The organism is Alkalinema sp. FACHB-956, assembly GCF_014697025.1.
Taxonomy (GTDB): domain Bacteria; phylum Cyanobacteriota; class Cyanobacteriia; order Leptolyngbyales; family Leptolyngbyaceae; genus Alkalinema.
Genome location: NZ_JACJRC010000008.1, coordinates 80,126 through 106,784 on the forward strand (window position 1 = coordinate 80,126; position 26,659 = coordinate 106,784).

Here is a 26,659-nt window from a genome sequence, read left to right on the forward strand (position 1 = left end):
TTGGCGGAATTAGATGAGTATGAAATCGCGTCTTGCTCCTTTTATCCAGGAATATATCTACCAGCAGGGTTGGGCGGATTTACGTCCAATTCAGGCGGAGGCTTGCCGGGTGGTTTTTGATACGGAAGATCACCTGTTGGTTGCGGCAGGAACCGCTGCAGGCAAGACAGAAGCGGCTTTTTTACCCGTTCTGACGCGATTGTATGAACGCCCGTCAGCATCGATCGGCGCATTGTATATCGGCCCAATTAAAGCGTTGATCAACGATCAATTTGAACGGCTGAATGATTTGCTGCAATTTGCGGACATCCCAGTTCACATGTGGCATGGGGATGTCACACAAAGCAAAAAGGCTCAGGTCTTGCGCCACCCCCAAGGCATTTTACAAATTACGCCGGAATCACTAGAAAGTTTGTTGGTCAATAAAGCCAGCGATCTCCAGCGATTATTAGGTGAATTACAATTCGTTGTCATTGATGAAGTCCATGCCTTTATCGGGAGCGATCGCGGGGATCAAATTCTTTGTCAACTGACTCGATTAGCGCAGTTAACCCGTAACGAAGCGCGTCGCATTGGTTTATCTGCTACCCTGGGTGATTACGATTTGGCTGAACGTTGGATGGCAGCAGGCACCCAGCGCCGGGTCGTCACGCCGAAAATGGCTGGGGCCGATCGTAAAATTCAACTGTCCCTAGAACATTTCTATGATCCAGGGCTGGTGGTACGGGCCAAGGAAGACACGCGGGATCAGGCGTTTAATCCCTACCATTTACATTTGTTGAACCAGAGTTTGGGTAAAAAATGTTTGATTTTTGCCAATGGGCGCACGGCGACGGAAGAGGCGATCGCGGGGATTCGCTCGATTGCCCAAGCCAAGGGCTATCCGGACATTTACCACGTGCACCACGGCAGCATTTCCGCTGATTTGCGTCAGGTAGCAGAGGCGGCCATGCGAGAACCCGATCGACCCGCTGTTACTGCCGCTACGGTGACGTTTGAAATGGGGATTGATTTGGGACAACTCGATCGGGTGATTCAACTGGAATCGCCCTCATCGGTGGCCAGCTTTTTGCAACGATTGGGACGATCGGGACGGCGGGGAGGCGTGGCGGAAATGCGCTTCGTTTGTGCGGAGGAGAAACCCACGGGGGAAGAAACCCTACCGGAACAACTGCCTTGGCAACTGCTGCAAGCGATCGCGATTATTCAACTCTATCTAGAAGAACAGTGGATTGAGCCACCGCAGTTTGTGCAGTATCCCTATAGTTTGCTCTATCACCAAACCATGAGTACCTTGGCCTCCCTGGGTGAATTAACTCCGGCCATCCTTGCCCAGCAGGTTTTACCCTTGCCCCCCTTCCAGAAGATTACTCAGGCCGATTATCGTGATTTGTTGCGCCACTGGATTGAGTTAGAGCATATTGAGGTGACAGAAACGAAGACCTTAATTATTGGGTTGAAGGGTGAGAAAATTGCCCGGAATTTTAAGTTCTACGCCATCTTTGCAGACAACGAAGAATACATCATCAAGTGCAATCAAAAAATTGTCGGTTCGATTATGGTGCCGCCCAGTGAAGGCGATCGCATCTCCCTAGCGGGTCAGGTGTGGGAGGTGCTGCAGGTGGATAGCCAACGCAAGGCCATTAAAGTGCGGCCCACCCAGCAAGCCGCGAATGCCAGCTCTTGGCGGGGCACCACGGGCGATATCCATACAAGGGTGTTGCAACGGATGCGGCAGGTATTGCAAGAGGATACGGTTTATCCCTACCTGCACCCCAGCGCCCAAGCACGACTTCAGACGGCACGACAGTTTGCCCGTAGTCACGGAATTTTAAACAGTCCGATCGTGTTACTCGAAGAGGGCTATGCCTGTATTTTTCCCTGGATCGGGACCAAGGCATTTCGCACACTGGAACGATTTCTGCGGCTGTACTGTCGGCCTTTGTTGAATATCAAAGGGGTGAAGGGTCGATCGCCCTATTTTTTAGTGGTGAATTTAGGGAAATGCCCGATCGAGAATCTACGCTATGAAATTCAAGCCCTGGGAGAACGGCCCTTATCAGCGGAGGAACTCATGGAAGCAGAAGAAGCTCCAAAAATTCAGAAATATGATGCCTATATTCCCGATGAATTTCTGCGCAAAGCCTTTGCTGCCGATGGGTTAGCGATCGAAGATTTAAAATCTGCCATCGCCCACGGATTTCCTGCCTTGGCTTGACCGAATTCCTGTTAACGTGCGTTCGACAAGCCAAATTGTCCCTCACAAATCTCCTGTGCTGGGACGGAGAATTCACTTGGGTGTCGGGGGAGTAGAGTCCCCTGACATCGCAGGGGGGTGGGGAGAAGGTCCCCGATCTTCGCTGCGCAGCAGCCCTGACGATCGAACTGCACCACGAATTGATCGAACTCACGGCCTGTTAACGTGACCAAATTTCCATTAAAAAAGAGAAGCTCCAAACAGGAACTTCCCTTCGTTAATTCAGCAAATCACAACCTCTGTAGGGCAAAGCGAACAAAGCAAATTTAGGCGTTTCCACCCGCAGCTTGAACGCGCGCGCGCGCCCGCTTAAATGCTTGGCTTGCCTGAAGCAATTCTTGGCGATCGGTGCCACTTTGAGCCTTGTTATAGCGAACTTCCGCTTCCCCAAAGGCTTTGCGGGCTTCATCCAGATTAATATCCGCCCCGCGTTCTGCACCATTCACCAGAACCGTGACTTCGTTGCTTTCAACTTCAGCAAAGCCACCCATCAAGGCGATCGGGGTCCAGTTTTTGTCTGCCCGAACCCGCATTACCCCAGTTTCCAATGCGGTTAACAGGGGTGCGTGGCCGGTCAAGATTCCCAACTGGCCGGTTGTGCTGGGCAGAATCACTTCTTCAGCCGTTGCATCCCAGACAGTTTTATCGGGTGCAATCACACGAACAGTTAAAGACATGGCAGTTCTCCGAGCAGTTCTTCAAGTCGTTCTCCAAAGGATTGCCAGGATTGGCTCAGGAGCTAGGGGCGAGCTGAGGACAGGCCGTTTAGCTCACCCCTAGACTCGAATCACTGACTACTTGCCTTCAGCCTTCAGCTTCGCGCCTTTAGCGATCGCTTCGTCAATGTCGCCGACCATGTAGAAGGCTTGCTCCGGCAGGTCATCCAATTCACCCGCCAGAATCCGCTTGAAGCCTTCGATCGTCTTGGGCAGCGTCACATACTTACCAGGTGCACCGGTAAACACTTCAGCCACGAAGAAGGGCTGGGACAGGAAACGCTCAATCTTACGGGCACGGTATACCGTCAGACGGTCTTCTTCAGACAGTTCGTCCAGACCCAGAATTGCAATGATGTCTTGCAGTTCTTTGTACCGTTGCAGGGTGGATTGCACAGCCCGAGCGGTGTCGTAGTGGTCAGCCCCTACGATCGCGGGTTGCAACATCGTAGAAGTGGAATCCAGGGGATCCACAGCGGGGTAAATTCCCTTAGCGGCCAAGCCCCGGGACAATACCGTCGTTCCATCCAAGTGGGCAAAGGTGGTTGCCGGTGCGGGGTCAGTCAAGTCATCCGCCGGTACGTAAACCGCTTGGATGGAAGTGATGGAACCCTCGGTGGTTGAGGTAATCCGCTCTTGCAGGTCACCTACGTCCGTCCCCAGGGTGGGCTGATAACCCACAGCGGAGGGCATCCGACCCAGCAGTGCGGATACTTCAGAACCGGCTTGTACGAAACGGAAGATGTTGTCAACGAACAGCAATACGTCTTGCTTGTTGACATCACGGAAGTACTCAGCCATGGTCAGACCCGACAGAGCCACGCGCATCCGTGCCCCCGGTGGTTCATTCATCTGACCGTAGACGAGTGCAATTTTGGATTCTTCCGGCTTGTCAGGGTTGATTACGCCGGACTCAATCATTTCGTTGTAAAGGTCATTCCCTTCACGGGTCCGCTCACCCACACCGGCAAACACCGACACCCCACCGTGCTTGGTTGCGATGTTGTTGATCAGTTCCATCATGATCACGGTCTTGCCCACGCCAGCACCGCCGAACAGACCGATCTTGCCACCCCGACGATAGGGGGTCAGCAGGTCAACGACCTTAATCCCGGTTTCAAAAACGGAAGGCTTAGTTTCCAGTTCCGTCAGCTTAGGTGCGGGACGGTGGATGGGCATCGTCTTGGAGACATCCACATCGCCTTTTTCATCCACGGGCTCACCGAGCACGTTGAAGATGCGACCTAGGGTTGCAGTTCCCACGGGGACGCTGATGGGAGCTCCGGTGTCTAACACTTCCATCCCACGGACCAAACCTTCAGTGCTGCTCATGCCCACTGCACGGACTTGGCTATCGCCCAAAAGCTGTTGAACTTCACAGGTTACAGAGACTTCTTGACCTGCGCTGTTCGTTCCTCTGATATTGAGGGCGTTATAAATAGCGGGCAATTTGCCGGCGGGGAACTTAATGTCAATAACCGGACCGATGACTTGTGTAATGTAGCCAATACTTGCTGCTGTGGTGACCATGCTTACGCCCTACTGTAGGTATTCAGCTTACTTCAAAAACGAATGTGCTCTGAAAGCTATCCCGACTAGGATCCCAGCAGTCAGGGCTAGTCGTATTTGAGATCACTTTCAAGCAGGCTAAATTGCCAAATCCCAGATTACCACTGAAGGGTTACGGATGATTAAGAAGTTCTAAAGTCCGTAGGAAATTTTGCTTAGTGGAGACTGCTGAGGCTGGGATCGCGGTGGAACTGGGGATCCTAGGGTTCGCTGCTGAGATCGATCGCCGATCGCACCTGATGGCCGATGTCTCGACGGTAGTACATCCCCTGGAACTGGATTTCCCCTAGGGCCTGGTAGGCTTTGGCAAAGGCCGCATCGAAGGTATCTCCAAGGGCGGTGACCCCTAGGACGCGCCCACCATCGGTGACGAGGCCCGTTTTCTTCCGGTAGGTTCCCGCATGAAAGACCGTGGCTCCCCAGCCTTCGGCATCGGAAATGCCAGTGATGGGATAGTCTTTTTTGTACTTGCCGGGATAGCCACCGGAGGCTGCAACGACGCAGGCGGATACTTGAGGTTTCCAGCGGAGGGGATCGACATCTTCCAGCTCCCCATTGACGCAGGCGAGCATGAGTTTTTCCAGGGGCATGTCCAGGAGGGGCAGGACGGCTTGGGTTTCTGGATCGCCGAAGCGACAGTTAAATTCGATGACTTTGGGGTCGCCCTCCGGGGTGATCATTAACCCCGCGTAGAGAATGCCACAGTAGTCAATGCCCCGTTGCTTCAGGGTTGCGATCGTCGGTTCCAGGATTTCCCGTTGGACTCGTTCCATCAACTCCGGGGTGACGATCGGAGCGGGGGCGTAGACTCCCATGCCGCCGGTGTTTTCTCCGGTGTCCCCTTCGCCGATGCGTTTGTGATCCTGGGCTGGCAGTAAGGGGCGGATAGTGTTGCCGTCGGTAATGGCTAGGACAGAGGCTTCCTGACCGAAGAGGCATTCTTCGATTACCACCTGCTTACCAGCGTCGCCAAATTGACCGCTGAAGCAGGCATCGATCGCGGTGAGGGCTTGGCCAACGGTTTCTGCGACGGTCACGCCTTTCCCAGCAGCGAGGCCATCGGCTTTGATGACGATCGGGGCTCCCTCCGCTTCCACATAGGCCTTAGCATCGGCGGCATTGTCAAACACAGCGGATTTGGCCGTGGGAATACCTGCTTCTACCATCAACGCCTTGGCCCAAGCTTTGCTGGATTCAATTTGCGCTCCGGCACGGGTGGGGCCGAAGACTTTCAGCCCTTTGCCCCGCATATAGTCGGTAATGCCTTCCGCTAAAGGAGCTTCTGGCCCAATCACCACTAACTTAACGTTATTGACCAAACAGAACCGAGTAATGCCCTCAAAGTCGTTTTGGGTCATTTCCATATTGCGGCATTGGGGCAGGGTTGCTGTGCCGCCATTCCCCGGAACGCAGGTGACCTCCACATTGTCCGACTGCACCAGTTTCCAAGCGATCGCGTGTTCGCGCCCACCATTGCCAACCACCAAAACTTTCACAGCAGCCTCACTCAACTTGATAGAATCCAGAGCTGGGGTAGATGTCGAGTCGATTTGCCCACTTGCGGGAACTTTTGACTATAAAACTTTTGACTATAACCCAAGGATCAACAATACCATTCTGGGTGGTGAGATGAGGACGATCGTGATGAGTCGATGGCAGCAGCACAGCAGGATGCAAGGCGGGATCCCCAGAGGTGTGACCAGTGGATTGGCGGGGATCGCACTGGGACTATTCGCGATCGCCTTACCCAGTTCAGCCCAACTCCCAACCCGAGTGCTTGGCCCGCAGATTAAAACGCCGCCGAAAACCCAAGCTTCTCCCCCCAAGCCCCAGGAAGATCGATTTCCCCCGAATCCCTTGGAAATCCAAGAACCCGATCCTCTCTTGCCAAAAGGTAAACAACCCCTATCTGCGGCAGAGCGCGATCGCCTGCGGACAGCCTTAGATGCACTATCGCTGCAAGGAATGGCCAAGCTCCAAGAAGGGAAACCCCAGGAAGCCTTTGACCTTTGGAATCGGGAGTTGCGCTTGCGACGGGCGCTGGGCTATCGGGAAGAGGTGATTGCCCTGGGCCGTGTGGGGGAAACGGCGTGGCAGCAGAGCCAGACCCAGGAAGTTCGCTACATTAGCCAACGCTTGCAGCAAATCCAGGCCGAAATTCAGAAGCCCCCTATTCCCACCGATCGCGCCGAACTGATAGAACTGCTGGGACTCGCCTATCAATTAATTCGATCGCCGGATTTGGCTTTGAGTGTGTACGAGCCGAAGTTGGCCCAAGCCCGACAACGGAAGAATGCGCTGGAGGAATTTAATGCCCTCAACGAAATTGGGTTACTGCATCTCAACTGGTTTCGCTATCCCAATGCGGCGCAAACCTATCGGGATTTACTAGCGATCGCCCGTCAAAACCAGGATCTCACCAGTGAGGTACTCTACCTGATCCAACTAACCTATGTGCATGAGCAGGCAAAACAACCAGAACAAGCCGTGCCCTATCTGGAAGCCCTGCTGCAAATCTATCAAGATCAGCCAGAAGTTCTGCCAGCCTTGACCTTGCGGTTGGCGGAAAACTATGACGCCGCGAAAAACGTTGAAAAAGCGGAGCAAAATTACCAAGCGGCTTATACCCTGTCCCAAGCGATTACTCAGTCTTCCTATGGTGGAGATGCATTACAGAAACTAGGTCTTCTCTATCGTCGTCACGATCGCATTGATGCCGCAGTACAGGTGTATGACTTTCTGGTGGATTATGGGCAGACGATCAATGATCTGTATCTCTCCATGAATGCGGCGGATCAGCTCGGTCAGTTACGACTTTTGCAGAAAGACACGCAGGGAGCGATCGCGGCATTCCAGCAAGGCTTGCAATTTGCCCAAGTGTTGCAACTACGGCCTGAATATTTCACCCAACGCATTGAGAAAGCGCAGAAACCTTCGAACTCGCAAGGCCAACCCTTGGATAGTCCATCGAGTGGCCCCAAAGTAGCACCTCAAATAGCGCCTCAAGTAGCGCCTCAAGTAGCGCCGACACCCATGCCGCCTGCGATCGAAGGGAAACCAAAAGCGTCCTAGTCAGCGATCGAGGCTGCGGGTCAGGAAACATCTCAAAACATGTCAAACTCCGCCTATTGCGATTGTGTCTGATTACACTGAAGGTAAATCTTCAGTCAACGCTAGATTACACAGCGGTTGTGTAACAGTTTTTCGTTGTTTCGCTGCCTCAGGAAGGCTAGAGGACTATGTTTCGGCGGATTCTTGTCGCGTTAGATCGTTCTGACAGTAGCTCAGCAATTTTTCATGAAGCCCTGACATTAGCGCGATCGATGGGGGCAGCCCTGATGCTGTTGCATGTTGCCAGCGTCTTTGAAGAGGGGTATAGTGCACCGTTTTATCCTGGGGTGGACGGGATCTATTCCACGCTCCATGATGAAGTGATCAAAAGCTATCTGGCCCATTGGGAAGAAATGCAGGCAGAAAGCTTGAATTGGTTGCGATCGCTCTGCGACCAAGCGACGGAGGCCGGGGTTCCGACGGAATTTTCCCAGGCAGTCGGCGATCCGGGACAAGTGATTTGTCAGCAGGCCCGATTTTGGAATGCAGATTTGATTTTGGTGGGGCGTCGAGGGCGCAAAGGCTTCACCGAGTTGCTGTTGGGGAGTGTTAGCAATTATGTCCTCCACCATGCGCCCTGTTCGATTCTGACGGTGCAGGGTTCCACTATTTGTGCACATGAGCAACCCATAATACAGGAATCGCCAGTCGTGTGATGACCAGCGTGTGATTCCCTAAAGTGTGATTCCTAACAAATTAAGGGAAGGTGGCTGAAAAGCTACCTTCCCTTAATTTTTTCATTGAGATATATGGACGGGATACATGGGTGGAATACATGGGCGATCGTGGCAACGAGACTTCTCATACAAGATAGAGACCCGCTGCCCACGATCGATAGGCAGGATCTTATGCCATATTATTTTCCAAGGCCCACCGTGCGAGTTCAGTCCGGTTGTGTAAGCCCGTTTTGCCTAGCATATTGCTAACGTGACTTTCGATCGTCCGTTGGCTGACGTTCATTTCTTCAGCAATTTCGCGATTAGCACGCCCCCGAGCGACAAATTGAACGACCCGCAGTTCAGTCGGCGTCAGTTCCACATCAAAGGGCACTTGAATCTTGGGAGACCCGTCTCCACCTTTGGACTCCTTGTGTTGGATCAGTCGGGATGCTTGTTTGAGGGACGATTCCACTTGAGCCACCAATTCTTCTGGCTCAAAGGGCTTGACCATATAGACATCCGCCCCAATGTTTAACCCTTTAACGCGGTCTTGGCTTTGGCCCTTGGCGGAGAGAAAGAGAACAGGAATCCAGTTAGTTTTGGGATCATTGCGAATGGCACTCACGAGCGAATATCCATCCATCTCGGGCATCATGACATCGCAAATAATCATGTCCGGTGTGTGCCCTTCTAAAACCTCTAGGGCCTCTCGACCGTTCTCAGCGGTAATCACCTCATAGCCACGAAACTCCAGGTAGTCCTTAACCAACAAGATGAGGTTAGGGTCATCGTCAATGAGGAGTAACTTTTTTGGGATGATGTTAGTAGCTTCCTTCATATTGACTCGTATTGCCTGGATGTCGATAAGGTGAACTCGTTAATCGGTGCTGGGTGGAACCCAAGGAACCTGCCCATCGTTAATGAACCTGCCGTAGGAGATTACGGATGCAAGATTCATTGATTTCTGCCATGCTGGGTGGATACAGTGAATATTCCCAAATGAACTGCAAAACTATCGGTTGAAGGCAGGAACCTTCGGATTATTTTGCACCGGGTTCTCGATCGGTTCACTGAGTGCCATTTTACTTAGTGACATTGTATACGACCCCCTAAAAAAGTTACCTTGGAAAGCTTGAAGATTGTGAGTTGAGGTTCCAGGAACTGAAGGACGCTCACAATGTAAGTTCCGAGCAAGTTCCGAGCAAGTTCCGAGTAAGTTCCGAGCACAGGGTACAGAGTTTAGGAAATGCCCTAGGGCGCTGCTTGTGAGTCAGGAGACTGGAGACTCGCTTCCTGGCTGGTCTGAGTACTGAGGTTCTGAGTGTTAAGGTTCTGAGTGCTGAGGTTCTGAGTGCTAAGCTTCTGGGGTCTCGGGGTTAAGGGATGCTCCAAAAAAGCATACTCTTGGACAACTTGCCCACCAATGAGATGCTGCTGAATAATCTGTTCAATGACCTCAGGTGTTGCACATCGGTACCACACCCCCTCAGGATACACCACGAGGATGGGGCCTTGTTGACACACTCGTAAACAGTTGGCTTTCGTACGAAAGATACAGGTGGGCCGATCGGGTTGAGGTTGATCTAGCTTCAATTCGCTGAGGCGTCGCTTGAGATAGTTCCAAGCTTCTAATCCCACTTCCTGGCTACAGCACAGGGGTTTGGTTTGATCTGCACAGATGAGAAGGTGACGCTCGATGGTGCGTAAACCAAGGGTGCGAATACAAGCGTCTAAGGAATTCTCTTGAGACATCTAGTTTAGGCAATACACGGGAGACACAGCACACGGGAGGCACAGCACACGGGAGGCACAGCACACGGAAGACAACACCTGCGGAATGCTTACTTAAGGATAGCCTTTACAGATAGAGATTAGTGGCCATTCCCCACGTTCTAGGATTAGGGATTCTGGAGTTTAAGATTAGGACGCATACAATTTGATGATTGAGTAATGGTTGAGATGATTCAGCGGGGATGATTTCGATGGAGATTATTCGATCGGACTGACCTTTGCCCGATAGAGCAATTTTTCTCCCTGCCGATAGCCAGAATATCGGATCCGTACCTGATCACCTGGATTGGCGCTCCCTGCCATTAATTGATGTTGGTGCGGATCAAACGGAATTTCGTCCCCTACCGTTCCGATGGGGAGAAGTCCCCACTGTTGAAGCAGCGTTTCCACCGGGCGTACTAGGGGAATCAAATTAACAGCAGGTAATTGGGGATTTTTCTGGGCGGCATGAACAGCAGCAGACCATTGCAATAACCAAGGTTCCAGCGTTTGTAGACTGGTTTGCTGAAATTCTTGCCACAGTTGTTCCCGTTGTTGCTGTAACTGCTGCACGAGTCGATCGTATTCCCCTTGCAGATTGTTGGAGGGCGGTAAATGATGGGCTGGCGGTGCGGTCGGTTCCTGGGAAAACTGCTGGAATAGCGCTTCGATCGAGATCTCTAAAGCACTAGCTAACCGGGTTAATGTCCTAATTTTCATCAGCGGAAGATGACCGCGCCGTAGACGGGTAATCGCTTTTTCCGAAATGCCTGCCCGCTGACTGAGGTTGCGAAAACTGGGAATGCCTTGAGCCTGCATCAACGCTTGTAAACGCGCTGTGTATTCCGGTGACTGGGTGGGATGCGGTGAGGGGGTAGATGGAGCGCTAGAAGACTGGCTAACGGATGGATGGGACGATGGGTTGACCGATGGATGGAACGACATAGTTTACCTTGAGCACGACCCCAGTTTTAAATATCCCATACGGACGATCGATCATAGGGTAAACGTTTGTTGAGGAAGCGGTATGTTGCAGCCGATCGTGTTGTTGATGATTTCCAATGTGTTTATGACCTTTGCCTGGTACGGGCATTTAAAGGATCTCAAAACTGCGCCTCTCTGGGTCGCGATCGGGGTGAGTTGGGCGATCGCGTTTTTTGAGTATTGCTTTCAGGTTCCTGCAAATCGGCTTGGCAATGCTTATTTCAGTCTGCCGCAGCTCAAAGTGCTCCAGGAAATTATCACGATGGTCATCTTTGCTGGATTCAGTGTGATCTATATGAAAGTTCCCATTACCCGCAATTACATGGTGGCCGCGATGCTATTAGCTGGAGCCGCCTACCTGATTTTTAGCGAGAACCAGACGCGATGAGGAAATTACGATCTCTACCGATCGAATTAGACCATGCGTGAAGAACTCGGGGAGAAAATATCACTTACAACAGATTTGCAGCCCTATTGGATGATTTTGTCTCAGTTTTTTCCTGATTGAATTGGATGGCTGCGGTATAGGGGAATGGTAGATGCACCCTGACAAATTTGACCTCCCAAGCTCCCGGCCTGGGAGGTTTTTTATGGGCTCTCTGTTCTTTGATGACCGGAACGATCGCGGGTTCGGCTAACGCATCGCCGCAACGGTATTTCGCCATGCCAAGTCTTTGGACAATACAATCAGGGCCCGTTCCTCAGGGCCTGTAAACATTTGGGCTTTGATCAGTTCAGTCAGTACTTGGTACGTTAGTTGTTTCGCAAAGGTGCCCCCCGCCTGTAGTAGATGACTGTAGTAAGTGAACTGCGATCGGCCTTGGGGGTCCAGGTGAAATTGATGGATTTCATCGTGCGTCATTTTGACGACGGGGGTATCCACGGGAACGACAACGCGGGGAATCCCTTGCAGCCCATAGGCGGGCGTCGTTGTGGAGACCAAGCTACCAATGAGAACTGTCCACAATAAGGTGCGCGTCTCAGTAATCAGATCGGGCGCAAAAACGGGGTCAGGTTCGCTAGTGAGGCGGGGGCCGAGGTTGTTGAAGTTGGGATTGAGCAATTGGGAGTTGTACACTAAACCCACTGCCCAGTGCCGACCGTGGCTTTCTTCCAGCTTGACAAAGGTGCCAAATCCATAGTCATCGGCCTTGGGCGCATCGAGAAATTCGGTTTCATCATCGACTTGGACGATGTAATCGCAGTGGGAGTTGGATTTGACGACTTTGCCCAAACGCATGTTTAGTGCCTGCTTGAGGGTTAATGAATAGTTCTTCTGTTCCAAATGGGATTATTGTAATACCATTTGCAAATTTGCAAACAATAGAACTCTGTACAGTCACTAAACTCTGTACAGTCACTAAACTCTGTACAGTCACCAAACTCATGCTGGAGGATTTATGGCAAAGGTTATTCAGGGCGATCGAATTGGCAAGACAGGTCAAATTACGTTGGGGTGTTCAGCGGTTTTATTCGACCCCGATGGCCAACGGATCTTGATGACGCGGCGCACGGATAACGATCGCTGGTGTTTGCCGGGAGGGCGGGTTGATCCGGGGGAATCCGTAGCGGAAGCCTGCCTGCGGGAAATGGTGGAGGAAACAGGGCTGTTAGTGGAAATTGTGCGCTTCTTAGGCGTGTATAGTGATCCCAATTATTTGATTGAATATGCCAGTGGTAACCGCTGCCAGATTGTGGCGTTGAATTTTGAAGTTAAACAGGTGGGCGGTGAATTGGGGTTGAGCGATGAAACCAACGCCTATGGCTATTACACGCGATCGGAGATTCGATCGATGGATGTCATGGATCACCAACGACAACGTATTGAAGATGCATTTGACAGTCTAGAAAATGCAACAGAAGGTCCTTGGATTCGATGATTCTTGAATCAGAAAAAGTAACACTTGCTCTAGAAAGGTAAGGCTTGCTCTAGAAAGGTAAGGCTTGTTTTAGAAAAGTAAGACTTGTTTTAGAAAAGTAAGGCTTATTTTAAACAAGTAAGACTGGCTCCAAGGAAGAAAAAAATAACTTGGAGCAATTTTATGCTGTCAATGCTTAAAGGTGAAAGGTGGAGGTCAAGCCTCGGGTTGCGGCTGCCCAAAAATGCAAGATATTGTCCCAGACAAGGGCTCCCCGTAGAACTTTAAACTTCCTTCAAAGAAAGACCACGGTTTTTAGAGATTTGTCTCTGGCACCATCATTTGTCCGGAATTTTACTGAGGTTAGAGAAACCTGAGTCATTCACTGAACAAAAATTTGCGTACTCATCAGGATGTCACCCTTGCTTGCTTGTGAAAGAAGCAGGCGATTTGTCTTCCCATCGTTTTTCGGTGTCTGCTTGCCTCTTGTGCTTAGAACCCTGGTTTCTCTTCCAACGGAACATGTGCTATGAATCCTGATTTTTTTGCTGCGGCTTCGGCGATCGCGCCGTTGACCGATCATTTGTCCCTATCGACCAGTCCCCTAGACCTACCCCCATTCTCTGGGGCGACGACTGGGCGATCGCTCGTTTTTATCGATGGGGGGGTGGAAAACTACCAGCAACTTCTGACGGGACTGAATGCGGGAAGTTCTGCATACTTTATTGATCCCCAGCAGAACGGGATTGATCAGATTAGCCAGGTTCTCGCTGGATTGAGTGACGTTGCTGCCATTCATATTGTTTCCCACGGCAATGTTGGCAGGCTCAAACTGGGGAATGCGGATCTGAGCGGCGATACCCTCGGACTCTACGCCGATCGCCTGCATCAGTGGGCGACACATTTAACCGAAGATGCCGATATCTTCCTCTATGGCTGTGATGTAGCCCAAGGGGATTTGGGAACCACCTTTGTGCAACAATGGGCAACCCTAACAGGGGCAGATATTGCGGCTTCTAATAACCTCACGGGGAATTCCGACCTAGGGGGTGATTGGACCCTAGAAGTTAACACAGGTGCGATCGCGACCAACCTCGCCTTTCAATCAACCACCCTAACGCAGTATCAAAACACGCTGCTTACACCGATTAGTACAGCAGAATATAACAGCTTTAAAGCTGGGGTTAATGATTTTCTAGCACTGGCGCAAACGGGAATTGATACGATCGCCTTTGCCCAACGCTTACCCCTGGTTGGCAGTCAATTAGCCAGTACCGCAAAATTTTTCCAAACGCTGAAGAACGATTTAGCAACCGCCTGGGCCACGCTAGAAGCGATTCCTGTGGCTGATTTAGATAGCGAAGATATCCGCAGCACGATCGCGACTGCTTTAGCGCCCTACCTACCCAGCGGCGTTACGGTGACTGAAAATGCGAGCCAGGTTGTCTTTAACTTAGATCTGAGTCGAGTGGTGAATTCTAACCTGGACTTTGATCTGGGCTTAGATGCGATCGGGCTGAGTGTTGGCAGCAGCGGCAATATCAATACTCAATTAGGGTATACCTTGCCGCTTAAGTTTGGCGTTGATTTAACTAGCAGTGAATTTTTTGTTGATACCAGTGCGCTGAATGAACTCGCGATCGGCTTAACGGTCACCACACCGGGACTCAGCGCCACCGGACGACTAGGCTTTTTGCAAGTCAATGTGGCTGGGCAAGATAGCCAAGGCAACGCCACCAATTTTGCGGGACAGTTTCAGGTTGACCTGCGCGATCCCAACAGCGACGGACGCCTCACCGCCAGCGAACTCGCCGGACTCAGCGCAACCCAACTACTCAGCTCCAAACTCCAAGCCAATGCGGATCTGAACTTAGGGCTAACCACGAGCTTTGGTGGTTCTGCGGCGTTCCCTTCTTTGAAAGCGGATTTGAATATTGATTGGGCCTTTGATCCCAATAATCTCAATCTCCTCCCCACCGCAGCTTTTAATAATGCGCGTTTGAATCTGGGTGAGTTTTTTAGTGAATTTGTTAATCCCATCTTTTCAGAAATTCAAAAAGTTTTAAAACCGATTCAGCCGGTTTTTGATGTTCTGAATACCCGTATGCCCGTCCTATCAGATATTGGGCCACTGCGGGATATTTATGATTTGGATGGGAATGGCACCGTCACGCTATTAGAATTCGTCGGCAAGTCTAGCGGCAATGAAAGTGCTGCAAAATTCCTCAGTGCGGTCACTCAAATTGCGCAATTTATTAACAGCATTCCCACGGGCGTGGGGGATGTCTATATTCCCCTAGGTAATCTGCGGTTAAACGACAGTCCCACAGCGGATTTGCGCACAGCAGGTTTACTGAATAGTCTCAATTTAAATAACGCGAGCTTGGTCGATGACTTAACGAATCTGTTACCCGGTGTTGATAATGCAACTCGCAATATTCTAAACAACTTTAAGAGCAGTACTAGCAACGCGAACTTCAGCGGGGGCCTAGCCTTTCCGTTATTGCAAAATCCAACCACTGCCTTGGGGTTACTTCTAGGTCGGAACGTTTCGCTCTTTACCTTAGACTTACCGGCCCTAGGCACCAACTTTAACGTTAGTCAATTTTTCCCCATCCTCGGCCCCTTGGGCGTACGCTTAAGTGGCAGTTTTGACTTCCAGGCCGACTTTAACTTTGGCTACGACACCGAAGGCTTCAAACAATTTGCTACAGCGTTGGACGGCGGATCGATCGACCCCAGTTTGATTTTCAACGGTTTCTACATCAGTGATACCGCATCCCCCGATGGCAACGGCCCTGATATCCCCGAAGTCAAGATTAATGCCAGCGTTCAGGCATCTGGGGAAATTAATGTCATCGTTGCAGCGGCTGGCGTGGGCGGCGGACTATTTGCCACAGTGAACCTCGACCTGCGCGATCGCGATCCTGCCACAGGCAATTCCGTACCCTATGCTGACGGCAAAATTCGCCTCGATGAATTAGGCAAAAACTTCGCAGCGAATGGCCCCCTTGGGATTTTCACCGCATCGGGTAAGTTGACTGCGGGGTTAAATGCCTACATTAAAGTCGGCGTTGACTTACCCTTTGTCGGTTTTGTTGGCTGGCAGGATTCCTTTGACATTGCCACTGCCACCCTCCTTGACTTTGATACAGACACCTCAAAACTTGCTCCTAATCCTGTCTTAGCAGAATTCGATCCGACCTTAGGCGCTAACGTCCTGCGACTCAACATGGGGCCTAATGCAGCGGCTCGGCTGGCAGGCAATCTAGATGATGCGAACGAAACGTTTAAAGTAACCCGATCGGCGGATGGCAGTAAATTACTCGTCACAGCCTTTGGCTATACCCAGGAATTTGACGCTAGTACCGTCGCTAAGATTTACGCAGAGGGAGGCGCTGGAGATGATGTAATCGACATCGCTGAGGATGTAGCAATTCCAGCAGAACTGTGGGGCGACTTTAATCCAGCACGCAACCCAGGCCGCAGTGAATTTGGCAATGACAAGATTTTCGCAGGAGGAGCCGCTGCCATTCTCCATGGTGGGGCTGGGAACGACGAATTAACCGCTCGATCGGGGGATTCCCAACTGTTTGGGGAAGCGGGCAACGATAAGCTATTTGGGGGCACCGGCAACGATACAATGCTCGGCGGCGAAGGAGACGATCGTCTCTACGCTAATGATGGCAACGACACTCTAGAAGGTAATCAAGGCGACGATTACCTTGAGGCGGGCAAAGGCAACGATACCGTCTACGGCGGCGATGGCAACGATCGCATCAAAGGTGGGGACGGGAACGATACACTCTACGGCAATGATGGCACCGACATTATCGAAGCGGGGCAAGGCGATGATACGGCCTACGGTGGAGCAGGCAATGATTACATCTTAGATGAGGGAGAAATCGTCATTGTCAACAGCACGGATTCCCCTTCGCTTCCCCCCGGTGGCCCAGTGCTCGACAATGTGGTTGTGAAAAACAAACCAGGTTTATTGATTCAAGTCAATCTCTCCGCCGGTGGTGGCAACGATACCTTCTACGGTGAAACAGGCAATGATGTCTTGTTTGGTCAAGCAGGTGTCGATATCCTCTACGGACAGGAAGGCGATGATTGGCTGGATGGGGGAGCCGATCGGGATTTCCTATTGGGTGATTTAGGCAGCGTCGATCGGGCAACGGAAACCGTCACACTCACACCGGGCAGTGGCGGCAATGATAAGCTCTTCGGCGGTAGTGGCAATGACGAACTCTACGGGCAAGCAGGTGATGATGAACTCTACGGGCAATCCGGCGATGATGTCTTGATTGGTGGATTGGGCAATGATCTAGCGGATGGTGGAGCCGATCGAGATTGGGTACTGGGGGATGAAGGAAGTGTTAATCGTACGACCAACACTGTCACCCTGGGTGCAGGCAATGGTAACGATATGCTTTTTGGTGGTTCAGGCAACGATGATCTCTACGGTCAATTAGGTGATGATTTACTTTTTGGCGATAGTGCTCAAATCGTTAGCGTCAATGGTTCTACGGAACGAGTCGAATCGATCGACACGACCAATGGTGGAAACGATCGCCTCTTCGGTGGCTTAGGACGGGATGTCTTGCTGGGTGGAACCGGGGACGATCGGCTATTTGGCAGTGACGAAACTTACAGCGAAGTTGGAGCCGCCAATCTTCTCTTTGGCGATAATGGGGCCGTGCTGCGACGTAAGTCCGATTTGTTTATCACTGAAGTTGCGTCCACCAATCCGGCCAACGGCGGACGTGACGAGATTCAAGCGCAAATCAGTGATGTCATTGTGGGCGGTTCCGGCGGTTTGGATGCCCCTGGTCTAGGAGGCGATCGTCTCTTCGGCAGTACAGGGAATGACATTATTCTGGGCGATAACGGTCGGGTAGTTCGCCGCAATGATGGTCAAGTCGATCGTATTGACCTACTGTTTAACGATCAAGGGGGCGATGATCTGATTGAAGGTCGCGCAGGCAGCGATATTTTACTGGGCGGCGGCGGCAACGATCGCATCATTGGCGGCAGTCAGATTGCCAATGCCAGCGATGGCGTCGATTACATCTTCGGTGGTGGGGGTGATGACGCGATCGCCGGGGGCAACGCCACCATTACAGACAATGCCAACCCAGCGGCGCGGGTGATTACTAATCTTGACAGTAGCGCGATCGTCAATTGGCTGTTTGGCGACTACGGTTTATTGACCTTTATCGGCATTGGCGATGATTTAAATAGCCGCTTGGGCTTTAAAGTGCTGGATTACTTTGCAGCCACCCTGACCAAAGCCCAAAGTATTCTAGGCGAAGCAGAAGGCAACGATCGGATCGTCGGTAATTTAGGTGCCGATCCCCTCTTCGGCGGTGGCGGCAATGACACGATCAGCGGCGGCGAAAACGACGATCGCATCTTGGCTGACTACGGTGTAATTGAACTGACGAACGGGAGTCCAACCCGCCTAGCCAGCACAGAGCCAAGCGTTGGCGGCAACGACATTGTCGAAGGCAGTAATGGTAAAGATTGGATCATTGGGGGAGCTGGAAACGAAATCAACCTTGACGGCAGCAGCGGTCAAGACATCATTTTGGGTGACAACGGCGAAATTCTAATCAATAACGGAATCGTTACCCAAACCCGATCAACCAATCCAGAATTTGGCGGTAATGATGTTATCAACGGTGGCAATCAATCGGATATCATCATCGGGGGCAGCGGCAACGACCAAATGGATGGCGGTGCTGATGAGGCTTCAGATATTCTGCTAGGTGACAACGGCATTGTCTACGGTAATACTGCTAACCCCAATACTGCCAATGATATTGTTTCCACCGATCCCACCTTTGGCGGTCGTGACCAAATCTCAGGAGGTGCGGGCGATGACATCATCTTGGGCGGTTCTGGAGGCGGTGATATTGCGGGACAACTCGGCGATACAATTTTGGGAGGACTCGGCGACGATATCTTGCTAGGTGATGGGGGGCGCATTACTCGTAACAGCAATAACGAAGTCGAAAAAATTGAAACGCTCTTCCCCAGCAATGGCGGCAACGACATCATTAATGGCAATGAAGGTCGTGATATTGCGCTGGGTGGTGCCGGGGACGATACGATTTCCGGCGATGCAGGCAATGATATTTTGCTAGGCGATCAGGGTGTCGTTGACTTCAGTCTGGATGAAGATCTAGAAACGTTGGATGTGATTCGATCGATCGACCCCAGTTTAGGCGGTAAAGATACCATTTTCGGTAACGATGGTGATGATATCGCCTTTGGGGGCGCAAATGATGACACGATCGACGGCAATAACGGGAATGACATTTTGCTAGGTGATAATGGCAAAATCACCTTGGATAGCAATCAGTTCATTACCCAAATCACAACCACCGATGGCCAAATCGGTGGCAACGATCGCATCAAAGGTTCCGCAGGCAACGATCGGGTACTAGGTGGATTTGGAAATGACGATCTCCAGGGCAACGCAGGCGAAGATATCCTACTGGGCGATAACGGCACTCTGGAATACGCCCTCGATAACAACCCAGAAACCTTAGATTTAATTGCCACGATCGACCCCGAATTTGGTGGCAATGATGTCATTCAAGGCAACGACGATCGAGACATTGCCCTCGGCGGTGCGCAGAACGATACGATTAACGGCAATGGAGGCGATGACATCCTCCTGGGTGATAACGGTCGCATTACCTATAGCAATGGCAAAATCCGTTTGATTGAAACCACCGATCCCACGATCGGCGGCCAAGATAATATTTTTGGCGATGATGGCAATGACATTATTTTAGGTGGTGCAGAAGCCGATTACCTCCGAGGCAATCATGGCAATGACACGATTCTAGGCGATCACGGAAAACTCGATTACGCCTATGCTGGCGATGACAAAGTTGCCGCTGATAGTAATCTCGACACCTTAGATTTCGTCACCACCACCCATCCCACCTTGGGCGGCAATGATTTAATCTTCGGCGATCGGGGCAGCGATAATCTCCTAGGTGGCACCGGCAGCGATCGCATCTATGGAGACGAAGGACTAGATACCCTGGATGAAGAATGGCAAGTCGTGGGTAATGCTGATTTGAACGGAGACGGCGCAAACGATCTCCTCTGGCGTAATCAAATCACCGGGCAAAATCTGCTCTGGGTAACCCGAGATGGCAAATTCTCGGAAGCCGTTCCCCTACCAGATGTTAACGATTTAAGTTGGCAAGTGGCAGGCATCTTTGATCTCAATGGTGATGGCAAAAAAGACATTCTTTGGCGGCACAGCAACGGTACTCTAGTTGCCTGGAAAATGAATGGCATTACCTACGATTCCGGTTACTGGTTTAATAATTCACCCGACAGTAACTGGCAGTTATTAAGCATTGCTGATCTAGCGGGTAATGGAACTCCCTATTTTGTTTGGCGACATATCACTGGCCCTATGGTGCTTTGGCAAATCCAAAATTTCCAACGAGTCAATGGATTCACCCTAGCCTATGCACCAGATGCTAGTTGGCAAGTGGAAAAAATCGCTGATGTCACCAATGATGGTAAAGCTGATTTGGTATGGCGACATACCGCAGCCAACCTGGTTGTAATTTGGGCAATGGATAGGGACAAGGTGATTAATAGTAATGTTTTCACCCATGTTACGGACTCCAATTGGATGATTGCGGGCTTTGCAGACTTCAACAAGGATGGTAAAACAGATTGGCTCTGGCGGCACAGAATATCTGGTGGAGCAGTAATTTGGCAAATGAATGGGGTTAACCTTATCGGAGGCCAAGTATTTAATAATGCTCCGGCGCTCAGTTGGCAGATTGCTAGTCTAAGTGACTATACAGGGGATGGCCAAGCAGATGTAGTCTGGCGGCATCAAGCATTAGGATTAACCGCTTTCTGGCAGCTAGAGGGTGCCAACTTGAAGCAGGGATGGTTTCTGCCCCATGCCGATGAAAAGGTCTTTGATTCTACTTCGGCAGATCTCATTCTGGGTGACCATGGCAAATTCTACCCCGCCCTACTGCGCGATCGTAATTACGTCTCGATCGACACCGCAGCTAACCAAGGCGGCGGCAACGACATTCTCTTTGGAAACCAAGGAGATGACACCATCCTAGGACAACAGGGACAGGATATTATCTACGGTGGTTCCGGTGAGGATGATATTCTCGGGGGCCATAATGTGCGCGGAGGAGCCGATGGTGACGATCAGGTCGATGGAGGCGCGAATTCGGATGTTGTGTTGGGTGATAACGGCCAAATTACCCGGCGACCTCTCGCAAACGGCAGTTGGCAGAAATACCCGGCCCCCTTTGCCGATACGATTCGCGATGTGATTCGCTTTGACGATGTCGATCGGGTTGGCGGTAACGATACTCTACGCGGCAGTGCAGGCGATGATATTTTGCAAGGACAACGGGGCAATGATTGGATTGATGGGGGTAAGGGCGATGATGAATTAATTGGGCAACTGGGCAATGATTTTCTGCTGGGTCGATCGGGTCAAGATTTTGCTCTGGGCGATACGGGCATTATTCTGCGGGACTACAATCCCGATGGTACCCCACGCTTAAATCGTAATCAGTCCTGGCATCGGGATGCGCTGCTGCTGGATGTAGCCAATTTAGTCGATAGCTACAATCTTAATGCCATCCCCAATAGTGCCTTCCAGGATGCCAATATCGATAGTCTGCTCTTCACTGCTGCCAACGGACAGGGGGGGGTAGACAGTCAAGTGCAGGCCCTCAGCTTCTTCGATGATGGGCATGATTATCTTGATGGAGGGACAGGGGACGATAGCCTCTTTGGACAGCGGGGGAATGATTCGATGTTTGGGGGGGAAGGGAATGACTACGCTGAAGGGAATGCCGGTGATGACACGATCGAGGGTGGTTCCGGTGATGACTTCATCGTGGGTGATAATGCAACGAACATTGCACCCTTTAATCGGGAATTACCCACCGTCTTCCGAGGCATTCATCTAATTCAACAAGGAACTGGCTTGAACTTTGAGTTGGGTGAATTTGGCACGATCGTCATTCCCAACCTGAGTCTGCACCCCCAAACCAATGATGGGCTTCTGACTACCGTAAGTTTGACGGAACCGATTACGTTTGACACCGCCCCCCAAGCCCCGATCTCACCCTTAATGCGTAATGGCAAAACCTGGCGACCCTTAATTTCCCTCATCCCCAACTTGACCCATCACTTAGATTTGCTATCAGGCAACGATCGCTTGAGTGATGTGAGTGGTAACAATACGTTGATTGGGGATAACTACGCCAGCTTCCTACCCCTACGCACAGGTAATGCCGAGGTTGATAACAACTTGGATGACCTAGACACGCTCATGCACCATGTCACCTACGATCTGCACGATCTGGAACTGACGCTACGGAATGGGCAACCGAAACAGACTCTGAGCATGGCCAACGATCAAATCTTCGGCGGCAGCGATCGCGATTTAATCTACGGGGATGACTTGACGCTCTACAGTCCCTTCCTAGTTCGATCGCCCAGTCAAATTGCAACGTTAGGCAGCACTGTTAATGCCCTCAAACAGGTACTTGGTCAGTTAGGAACTAGCTTGAATGCCAAGTTATTGAATGTTCCTAGCGCCTTACCGAATACCACGCTGTCCTGGAAAAATGATGTGATTCGCGGTGGCAATGGAGATGATTCTATTTTTGGCGGCGATGCCATGATGTTTGCGCCGTTGTTGAATAACTTTGATTACAACTTTGGTGATTTCTGGCGTTATGGCTATCGTCCTGTGAATAAAGCAGTACGACCTACCTTCCAAGAATTTGACTGGTATTTGAATAATGACAATATTCAGGGTGATGATGGTCATGACTTTATGATTGGTGGCTATGCCAACTTAATTAGCCCGATCGTCACGCAAACTCCTACCACTGCGGATCAGGTTGTCAAATTCCGTAGCAGTTTGAATACCCTCATTGCAGATATTGAGAATGTCTGGATTCGGGAATTACATAACCGCACCTACGGCATTGATTACGCAAATCGTAACCGTAGCAATCAGTTAGTAGCTGGGAATACCATGATGAATGGTGGTAATGGCAATGATGTCATGATTGGGGATAATGCATCCATTCGTCTACCTATCCTGAATGGACAGGTCAGCCTGGGAATCCAGATTCAAGGCGGTGATTTGGATGTCACAGAGGAAGGTCACAATTTCTTTGGTAAGCTGCCCCACGCCTATGACACGCAAAATCGTAATCTCGATAGTGGATTTGGCCAAGACCAAATGTTTGGCGGCAGTGGTACGGATGTCATGCTGGGTGAGCAGTTCTTTGATTGGCTCTACGGTCAGGAAAATTATGATTATCTGTTTGCAGGTCGCGGCATTGATTTTGTGGATGGGGGAAGTGATAGCGATAACCTGATTCGCTACTATGCCAATCCCAGCCCCGATGATGTCACCGCGATTACGCCCTACATTCGACCCAAGTTGCAATTACTCTTAAGCCCCCACCTATTGCAATATTTCCAAGAAATTGCCGCGAATCGCAACACCTTAGCTTTAGACGGGGAATTGCTGATGCAGTATCCCAATTAGATCTCAGGTGGCTTGCAAGTTTGCTAGTTTTCAAGGTTTCAATTTCAGAGTGCAGATCACCAAAATGAACGATCGAGGAGAAGATTGAAATGAAGGAAATCACATTGGGTGTAGCAGTAACCTTAACCGCAACGTTAACGTCAATGATGGGTGCCCAGGCCGCCCAAGCACAGGAAACATCAGAATCGATCGATCGTCCCGAATCTGACTTGTCTTCGGAGGTTATGCCAGTGCAAACTAAGCGCTCCAATGTATCTAATGGGGTGTTAGCGCAGCCTTCCCAGCAGATTGCCCGTGCGACGGTGGAAGTTGCAGAACCCACGATCGAATTTTCAGCGGAAACGCCTGCACCGATTATTGCCCTTGCCGATAAACCAACGACAACAGTTGAGTCACTAACGCCTCAATCATCGCTCAAAACAACGTCAGTCATTCCAGAAAAAGTAGTAACCTCAGCAACAGCAGGAGTCCCCGATCGTGCGGCCCTATCTACGACTGCTACTGCCGTTACTACTGCTACACCTGCTGCGGCGAGGTCAGTTACCGTCAGTTCCTCGGATGCAAAGCCAGTCGCCGCGATCGCGCCTCCCGTCAGAACGGTTTCTCCCTTAGCAACGGATACCTTAGCAACGGGTAATCCATCCATGGCGTCGATCGGAACTAGAGCCAATCCCACGGTCACTGCTCCGCCGGAACCGACTGTGATTGCAGATAGCGTCCAGGAGAAAATTCAACAACTTGAACAGCAACAACTGAAATTACAACAAGAGTTAAATCTTCTACGCCAACAGGTTAGTGAGAGTAAAGCCCAAAATTTAGAAATCACCCGTGAAGATTTGCCGGAAGGATTAACGGTCACGGGGCAAGCACTGTTCCTCAAGCCGCGTAATAGTAATATTATGGATTTCGCGCGGGTGAACGATTCGTTCAATACCGCAGTGGGTGGACGGTTGGCGACGGTGGACTATGACCAATCTACTGCTTGGCGAGTTGGGGTGAACTATGCTCCCAAACCGAGTCCTTGGGAATTGGGTGCCACCTATACGTTCTTCAGTGCTGATGACCAAGCTACGGCTACGGAACCGCTTCGGACGGATGGAACCCCTGGCCGTTTGCTAGCCACCTACGCCCACCCATTCCAAAATCAACGGGCAGCTAGTGCCAGCGCAGAAGCCAACTTAGACTACGATCTCGTAGATCTGGACGTTGCCTACAATTTGCGGCCTAGCAAAAATTTGAATATTAAACTCTTTACTGGATTGCAAATTGCCAATCTCGATCAGGCTATGGCGATTCGCTATGACGGTCAAGATTTTTCTCCTAATGGTGGCACAGTGAATTTGGTGAATGACTTCGATGGAATTGGTCCAAAATTGGGGGCAGAAATGCGTCTGATGCTGGGTAGTGGGTTTAGTGTGTATGGTCGGGGTTCGGCTGCCCTCCTGTTTGGGAATGCAAAATTCCGTTATCAGGAAACCTTTGGTTCAGAAACGGTGGCGGATTTGAATTTCGATCGTAAACAAACGCTCCCAACGGTCAATTTTGCGGTGGGGGTAGATTGGACGAGCCAACTGAGCAAGACGGCTAAACTCTCGATCGGGGCGGGCTATGAATATCAGCATTGGTTTAATGCCACCCGTGATATTCGCTTTGTGGACGATGCCAGTCCAGCCATTTTTGCTGAACGTCAAGGAGACCTCAGTATGCAAGGCTTCTTTGTCAAGGCGGGCATATCCTTTGTGTTCTAATCGCGTGGTTTGATCGCAAACTCATTCTTTCAAAGACAATACTGGTAGAGAAAATCTTTTCAACAAAAATCTTTTCAACAAGAATCCTTTCCACGAGAATCCTTTCCACGAGAATAGCGGATTAAGAAGCTATGGAGAAATATCCAGGCTTCTTTTGCGATCGCATTCCTCTAAAACAATGCTGAACCCGTCTGCTATCAACGTTTTTGTCTACGGCACGCTTAAACCAGGGCACGCGGCCTACGATCGCTTCTGCGCCGGAAAAACGATCGCAGAGGTTGCCGCGATCGTGCCAGGTCGTCTCTATCATCTCCCTTTGGGTTATCCTGCCATGACTTTAGAACCCACCAGGGAACCGCCAGAACCCACCAGGGAACCGCCGGAAAATGCATCCACACCAGCCGCGATCGCGGGTTTTCCCGCACCTATTGCTCTACCGATGACTCTACCTGAATTGCTGCTTACTCAAAATGATGGGCAGAGTTGCGTACAGGGGTACTGCTTAACGTTTCATGACCCCGAGATTTTAGCCGTGCTGGATGACTATGAAAGTCATGATTGGGAAGAGTTGCTGCGATTGTATCCCCAAGCGCCCGACGGCAATGACTATCAAAGGATCCAGCATCGAGTTTATACCCCGTTGGGACAGCCATTAGATCTAGCCTGGATGTATGTTATGACGCCGACTCAGATCGATCGGCTCCAAGGTGAACTGATCCCCAACGGTAACTGGCTCAAGCCCTAGCCAACGGAGTGAAGGGCTGATGGACGATCAATCATCGTCCCCCTCTAGCGGATATCAGCATTTCTCACCGAGCCATTGCCGTTATCGTCAGCTACGGCACTCTTGGAAATCACCAATACGGGTTGATCTAAGGCAACCAATAGACCATTGTCGCTGGGAGCCGCAGGAGAAGATGTCGTTTCTGCCACCGATGGAGATTGGGGAGCAACCTTAGCAACTTCAGTCTTGCCAGTTTTGTTCGCGTTATTGGCCATTTGGGGGCTATATCCCATCGGAGTCAGGTTAGAGACCATGGCCACTGCAACCGCAGCCGCAGCCGCCATCCCCCCGCCCCACAGGACAGTTAAACGAGGTCGCCGATCGACCTTCTGCATGACTTGTTCAATGGTTTGATCAATCGGTTGCACAGGTTGAGGCGCAGGCAACGATTGAAATCCTTGACGGAGCTTGACTAATCGCTGATGGAGTTGCTGCATCTTGGCATCTTCCGCCAGCCAGCTCTCCACCTGACGCCGCTCATCAGCGGTGACTTCACCGTCTAAGTAAGCACTGAGGAGTTCAAAGCGATCGCGCTGGATATTCATCACACCACGACCCGATTCTGGAAATTCATTGGGGGCGGACAGCATAAACTTTTTCGCGGATCAGAA

Annotated in this window: 16 protein-coding genes; 8 read left to right on the top strand and 8 right to left on the bottom strand. The window is 50.9% G+C overall.

Features of this window, described 5'->3' with window-relative positions:
* Positions 1 to 13: 13 nt before the first annotated feature.
* Positions 14 to 2,218, top strand: a complete 2,205-nt coding sequence (locus H6G21_RS11180; RefSeq protein WP_190573485.1) for a DEAD/DEAH box helicase — start codon at positions 14 to 16, stop codon at positions 2,216 to 2,218.
* A 305-nt stretch (positions 2,219 to 2,523) separates the two neighbouring features.
* Here the strand turns inward: H6G21_RS11180 and atpC are convergent, their stop codons facing one another.
* From atpC to purD, 3 genes are all read right to left on the bottom strand, one after another.
* On the bottom strand, positions 2,524 to 2,934 hold the full coding sequence (gene atpC, locus H6G21_RS11185; protein WP_190573486.1) for an ATP synthase F1 subunit epsilon: 411 nt from the start codon (positions 2,932 to 2,934) through the stop codon (positions 2,524 to 2,526).
* Positions 2,935 to 3,051: 117 nt separating this feature from the next.
* On the bottom strand, positions 3,052 to 4,503 hold the full coding sequence (gene atpD / locus H6G21_RS11190) for a F0F1 ATP synthase subunit beta (RefSeq protein ID WP_190573487.1): 1,452 nt from the start codon (positions 4,501 to 4,503) through the stop codon (positions 3,052 to 3,054).
* A gap of 239 nt (positions 4,504 to 4,742) precedes the next feature.
* Complete coding sequence (gene purD, locus H6G21_RS11195; protein ID WP_190573488.1) at positions 4,743 to 6,038, bottom strand: phosphoribosylamine--glycine ligase; 1,296 nt, start codon at positions 6,036 to 6,038, stop codon at positions 4,743 to 4,745.
* A 175-nt stretch (positions 6,039 to 6,213) separates the two neighbouring features.
* Here purD and H6G21_RS11200 point away from each other — a divergent pair, with 175 nt between their 5' ends.
* Both H6G21_RS11200 and H6G21_RS11205 read left to right on the top strand, forming a co-directional pair.
* Entirely contained in the window at positions 6,214 to 7,614 is a 1,401-nt protein-coding gene (locus H6G21_RS11200) for a hypothetical protein (protein WP_190573489.1), read from the top strand.
* A gap of 167 nt (positions 7,615 to 7,781) precedes the next feature.
* The gene (locus H6G21_RS11205) at positions 7,782 to 8,309 is read left to right on the top strand and encodes a universal stress protein (protein ID WP_190573490.1); all 528 of its coding nucleotides are present in this window, start codon (positions 7,782 to 7,784) and stop codon (positions 8,307 to 8,309) included.
* A 190-nt stretch (positions 8,310 to 8,499) separates the two neighbouring features.
* Here H6G21_RS11205 and H6G21_RS11210 read toward each other — a convergent pair whose 3' ends face one another.
* From H6G21_RS11210 to H6G21_RS11220, 3 genes are all read right to left on the bottom strand, one after another.
* Positions 8,500 to 9,150: a response regulator transcription factor gene (locus H6G21_RS11210; RefSeq protein ID WP_190573491.1), complete on the bottom strand. Its 651-nt coding sequence runs from the start codon at positions 9,148 to 9,150 to the stop codon at positions 8,500 to 8,502.
* A 413-nt stretch (positions 9,151 to 9,563) separates the two neighbouring features.
* Positions 9,564 to 10,064 (bottom strand): ferredoxin, encoded by a 501-nt coding sequence (locus H6G21_RS11215; RefSeq protein WP_347278009.1) that lies wholly within the window; start codon positions 10,062 to 10,064, stop codon positions 9,564 to 9,566.
* A 237-nt stretch (positions 10,065 to 10,301) separates the two neighbouring features.
* Complete coding sequence (locus tag H6G21_RS11220) at positions 10,302 to 11,027, bottom strand: helix-turn-helix domain-containing protein (RefSeq protein ID WP_190573492.1); 726 nt, start codon at positions 11,025 to 11,027, stop codon at positions 10,302 to 10,304.
* Positions 11,028 to 11,109: 82 nt separating this feature from the next.
* On the opposite strand from H6G21_RS11220, the gene H6G21_RS11225 reads away from it, so the two are divergent.
* Positions 11,110 to 11,454 (top strand): DMT family protein, encoded by a 345-nt coding sequence (locus tag H6G21_RS11225; RefSeq protein WP_190573493.1) that lies wholly within the window; start codon positions 11,110 to 11,112, stop codon positions 11,452 to 11,454.
* 246 nt (positions 11,455 to 11,700) lie between these two features.
* Here the strand turns inward: H6G21_RS11225 and H6G21_RS11230 are convergent, their stop codons facing one another.
* Complete coding sequence (locus H6G21_RS11230; RefSeq protein ID WP_190573494.1) at positions 11,701 to 12,306, bottom strand: hypothetical protein; 606 nt, start codon at positions 12,304 to 12,306, stop codon at positions 11,701 to 11,703.
* Positions 12,307 to 12,466: 160 nt separating this feature from the next.
* On the opposite strand from H6G21_RS11230, the gene H6G21_RS11235 reads away from it, so the two are divergent.
* The 4 genes from H6G21_RS11235 to H6G21_RS11250 all read left to right on the top strand — a co-directional run bounded on the left by H6G21_RS11235 (position 12,467) and on the right by H6G21_RS11250 (position 26,009).
* Positions 12,467 to 12,946, top strand: a complete 480-nt coding sequence (locus tag H6G21_RS11235) for an NUDIX domain-containing protein (RefSeq protein WP_190573495.1) — start codon at positions 12,467 to 12,469, stop codon at positions 12,944 to 12,946.
* A gap of 508 nt (positions 12,947 to 13,454) precedes the next feature.
* Positions 13,455 to 23,516 carry a DUF4347 domain-containing protein gene (locus H6G21_RS11240; RefSeq protein ID WP_190573496.1) on the top strand — a complete coding sequence of 3,354 codons (10,062 nt, stop codon included), beginning with the start codon at positions 13,455 to 13,457 and terminating at the stop codon, positions 23,514 to 23,516.
* 89 nt (positions 23,517 to 23,605) lie between these two features.
* A complete protein-coding gene (locus H6G21_RS11245; RefSeq protein ID WP_190573497.1) occupies positions 23,606 to 25,264 on the top strand; it encodes an Lpg1974 family pore-forming outer membrane protein in 1,659 nt (552 codons plus the stop codon).
* Between the two features lie 178 nt (positions 25,265 to 25,442).
* Positions 25,443 to 26,009 (top strand): gamma-glutamylcyclotransferase, encoded by a 567-nt coding sequence (locus H6G21_RS11250; protein ID WP_190573498.1) that lies wholly within the window; start codon positions 25,443 to 25,445, stop codon positions 26,007 to 26,009.
* Between the two features lie 44 nt (positions 26,010 to 26,053).
* Here H6G21_RS11250 and H6G21_RS11255 read toward each other — a convergent pair whose 3' ends face one another.
* Positions 26,054 to 26,638: a zf-HC2 domain-containing protein gene (locus H6G21_RS11255; protein ID WP_190573499.1), complete on the bottom strand. Its 585-nt coding sequence runs from the start codon at positions 26,636 to 26,638 to the stop codon at positions 26,054 to 26,056.
* Positions 26,639 to 26,659 lie beyond the last annotated feature (21 nt).

Coding starts and splice junctions, on each gene's coding strand:
- H6G21_RS11255 (WP_190573499.1), bottom strand. CDS start 26,638: ATGCTGTCCGCCCCCAATGAATTTCCAGAATCGGGTCGTGGTGTGATG.
- atpD (WP_190573487.1), bottom strand. CDS start 4,503: ATGGTCACCACAGCAGCAAGTATTGGCTACATTACACAAGTCATCGGT.
- H6G21_RS11200 (WP_190573489.1), top strand. CDS start 6,214: ATGCAAGGCGGGATCCCCAGAGGTGTGACCAGTGGATTGGCGGGGATC.
- atpC (WP_190573486.1), bottom strand. CDS start 2,934: ATGTCTTTAACTGTTCGTGTGATTGCACCCGATAAAACTGTCTGGGAT.
- H6G21_RS11250 (WP_190573498.1), top strand. CDS start 25,443: ATGCTGAACCCGTCTGCTATCAACGTTTTTGTCTACGGCACGCTTAAA.
- H6G21_RS11220 (WP_190573492.1), bottom strand. CDS start 11,027: ATGTCGTTCCATCCATCGGTCAACCCATCGTCCCATCCATCCGTTAGC.
- H6G21_RS11215 (WP_347278009.1), bottom strand. CDS start 10,064: ATGTCTCAAGAGAATTCCTTAGACGCTTGTATTCGCACCCTTGGTTTA.
- H6G21_RS11235 (WP_190573495.1), top strand. CDS start 12,467: ATGGCAAAGGTTATTCAGGGCGATCGAATTGGCAAGACAGGTCAAATT.
- H6G21_RS11240 (WP_190573496.1), top strand. CDS start 13,455: ATGAATCCTGATTTTTTTGCTGCGGCTTCGGCGATCGCGCCGTTGACC.
- H6G21_RS11210 (WP_190573491.1), bottom strand. CDS start 9,150: ATGAAGGAAGCTACTAACATCATCCCAAAAAAGTTACTCCTCATTGAC.
- H6G21_RS11180 (WP_190573485.1), top strand. CDS start 14: ATGAGTATGAAATCGCGTCTTGCTCCTTTTATCCAGGAATATATCTAC.
- H6G21_RS11205 (WP_190573490.1), top strand. CDS start 7,782: ATGTTTCGGCGGATTCTTGTCGCGTTAGATCGTTCTGACAGTAGCTCA.
- H6G21_RS11225 (WP_190573493.1), top strand. CDS start 11,110: ATGTTGCAGCCGATCGTGTTGTTGATGATTTCCAATGTGTTTATGACC.
- H6G21_RS11230 (WP_190573494.1), bottom strand. CDS start 12,306: ATGCGTTTGGGCAAAGTCGTCAAATCCAACTCCCACTGCGATTACATC.
- H6G21_RS11245 (WP_190573497.1), top strand. CDS start 23,606: ATGAAGGAAATCACATTGGGTGTAGCAGTAACCTTAACCGCAACGTTA.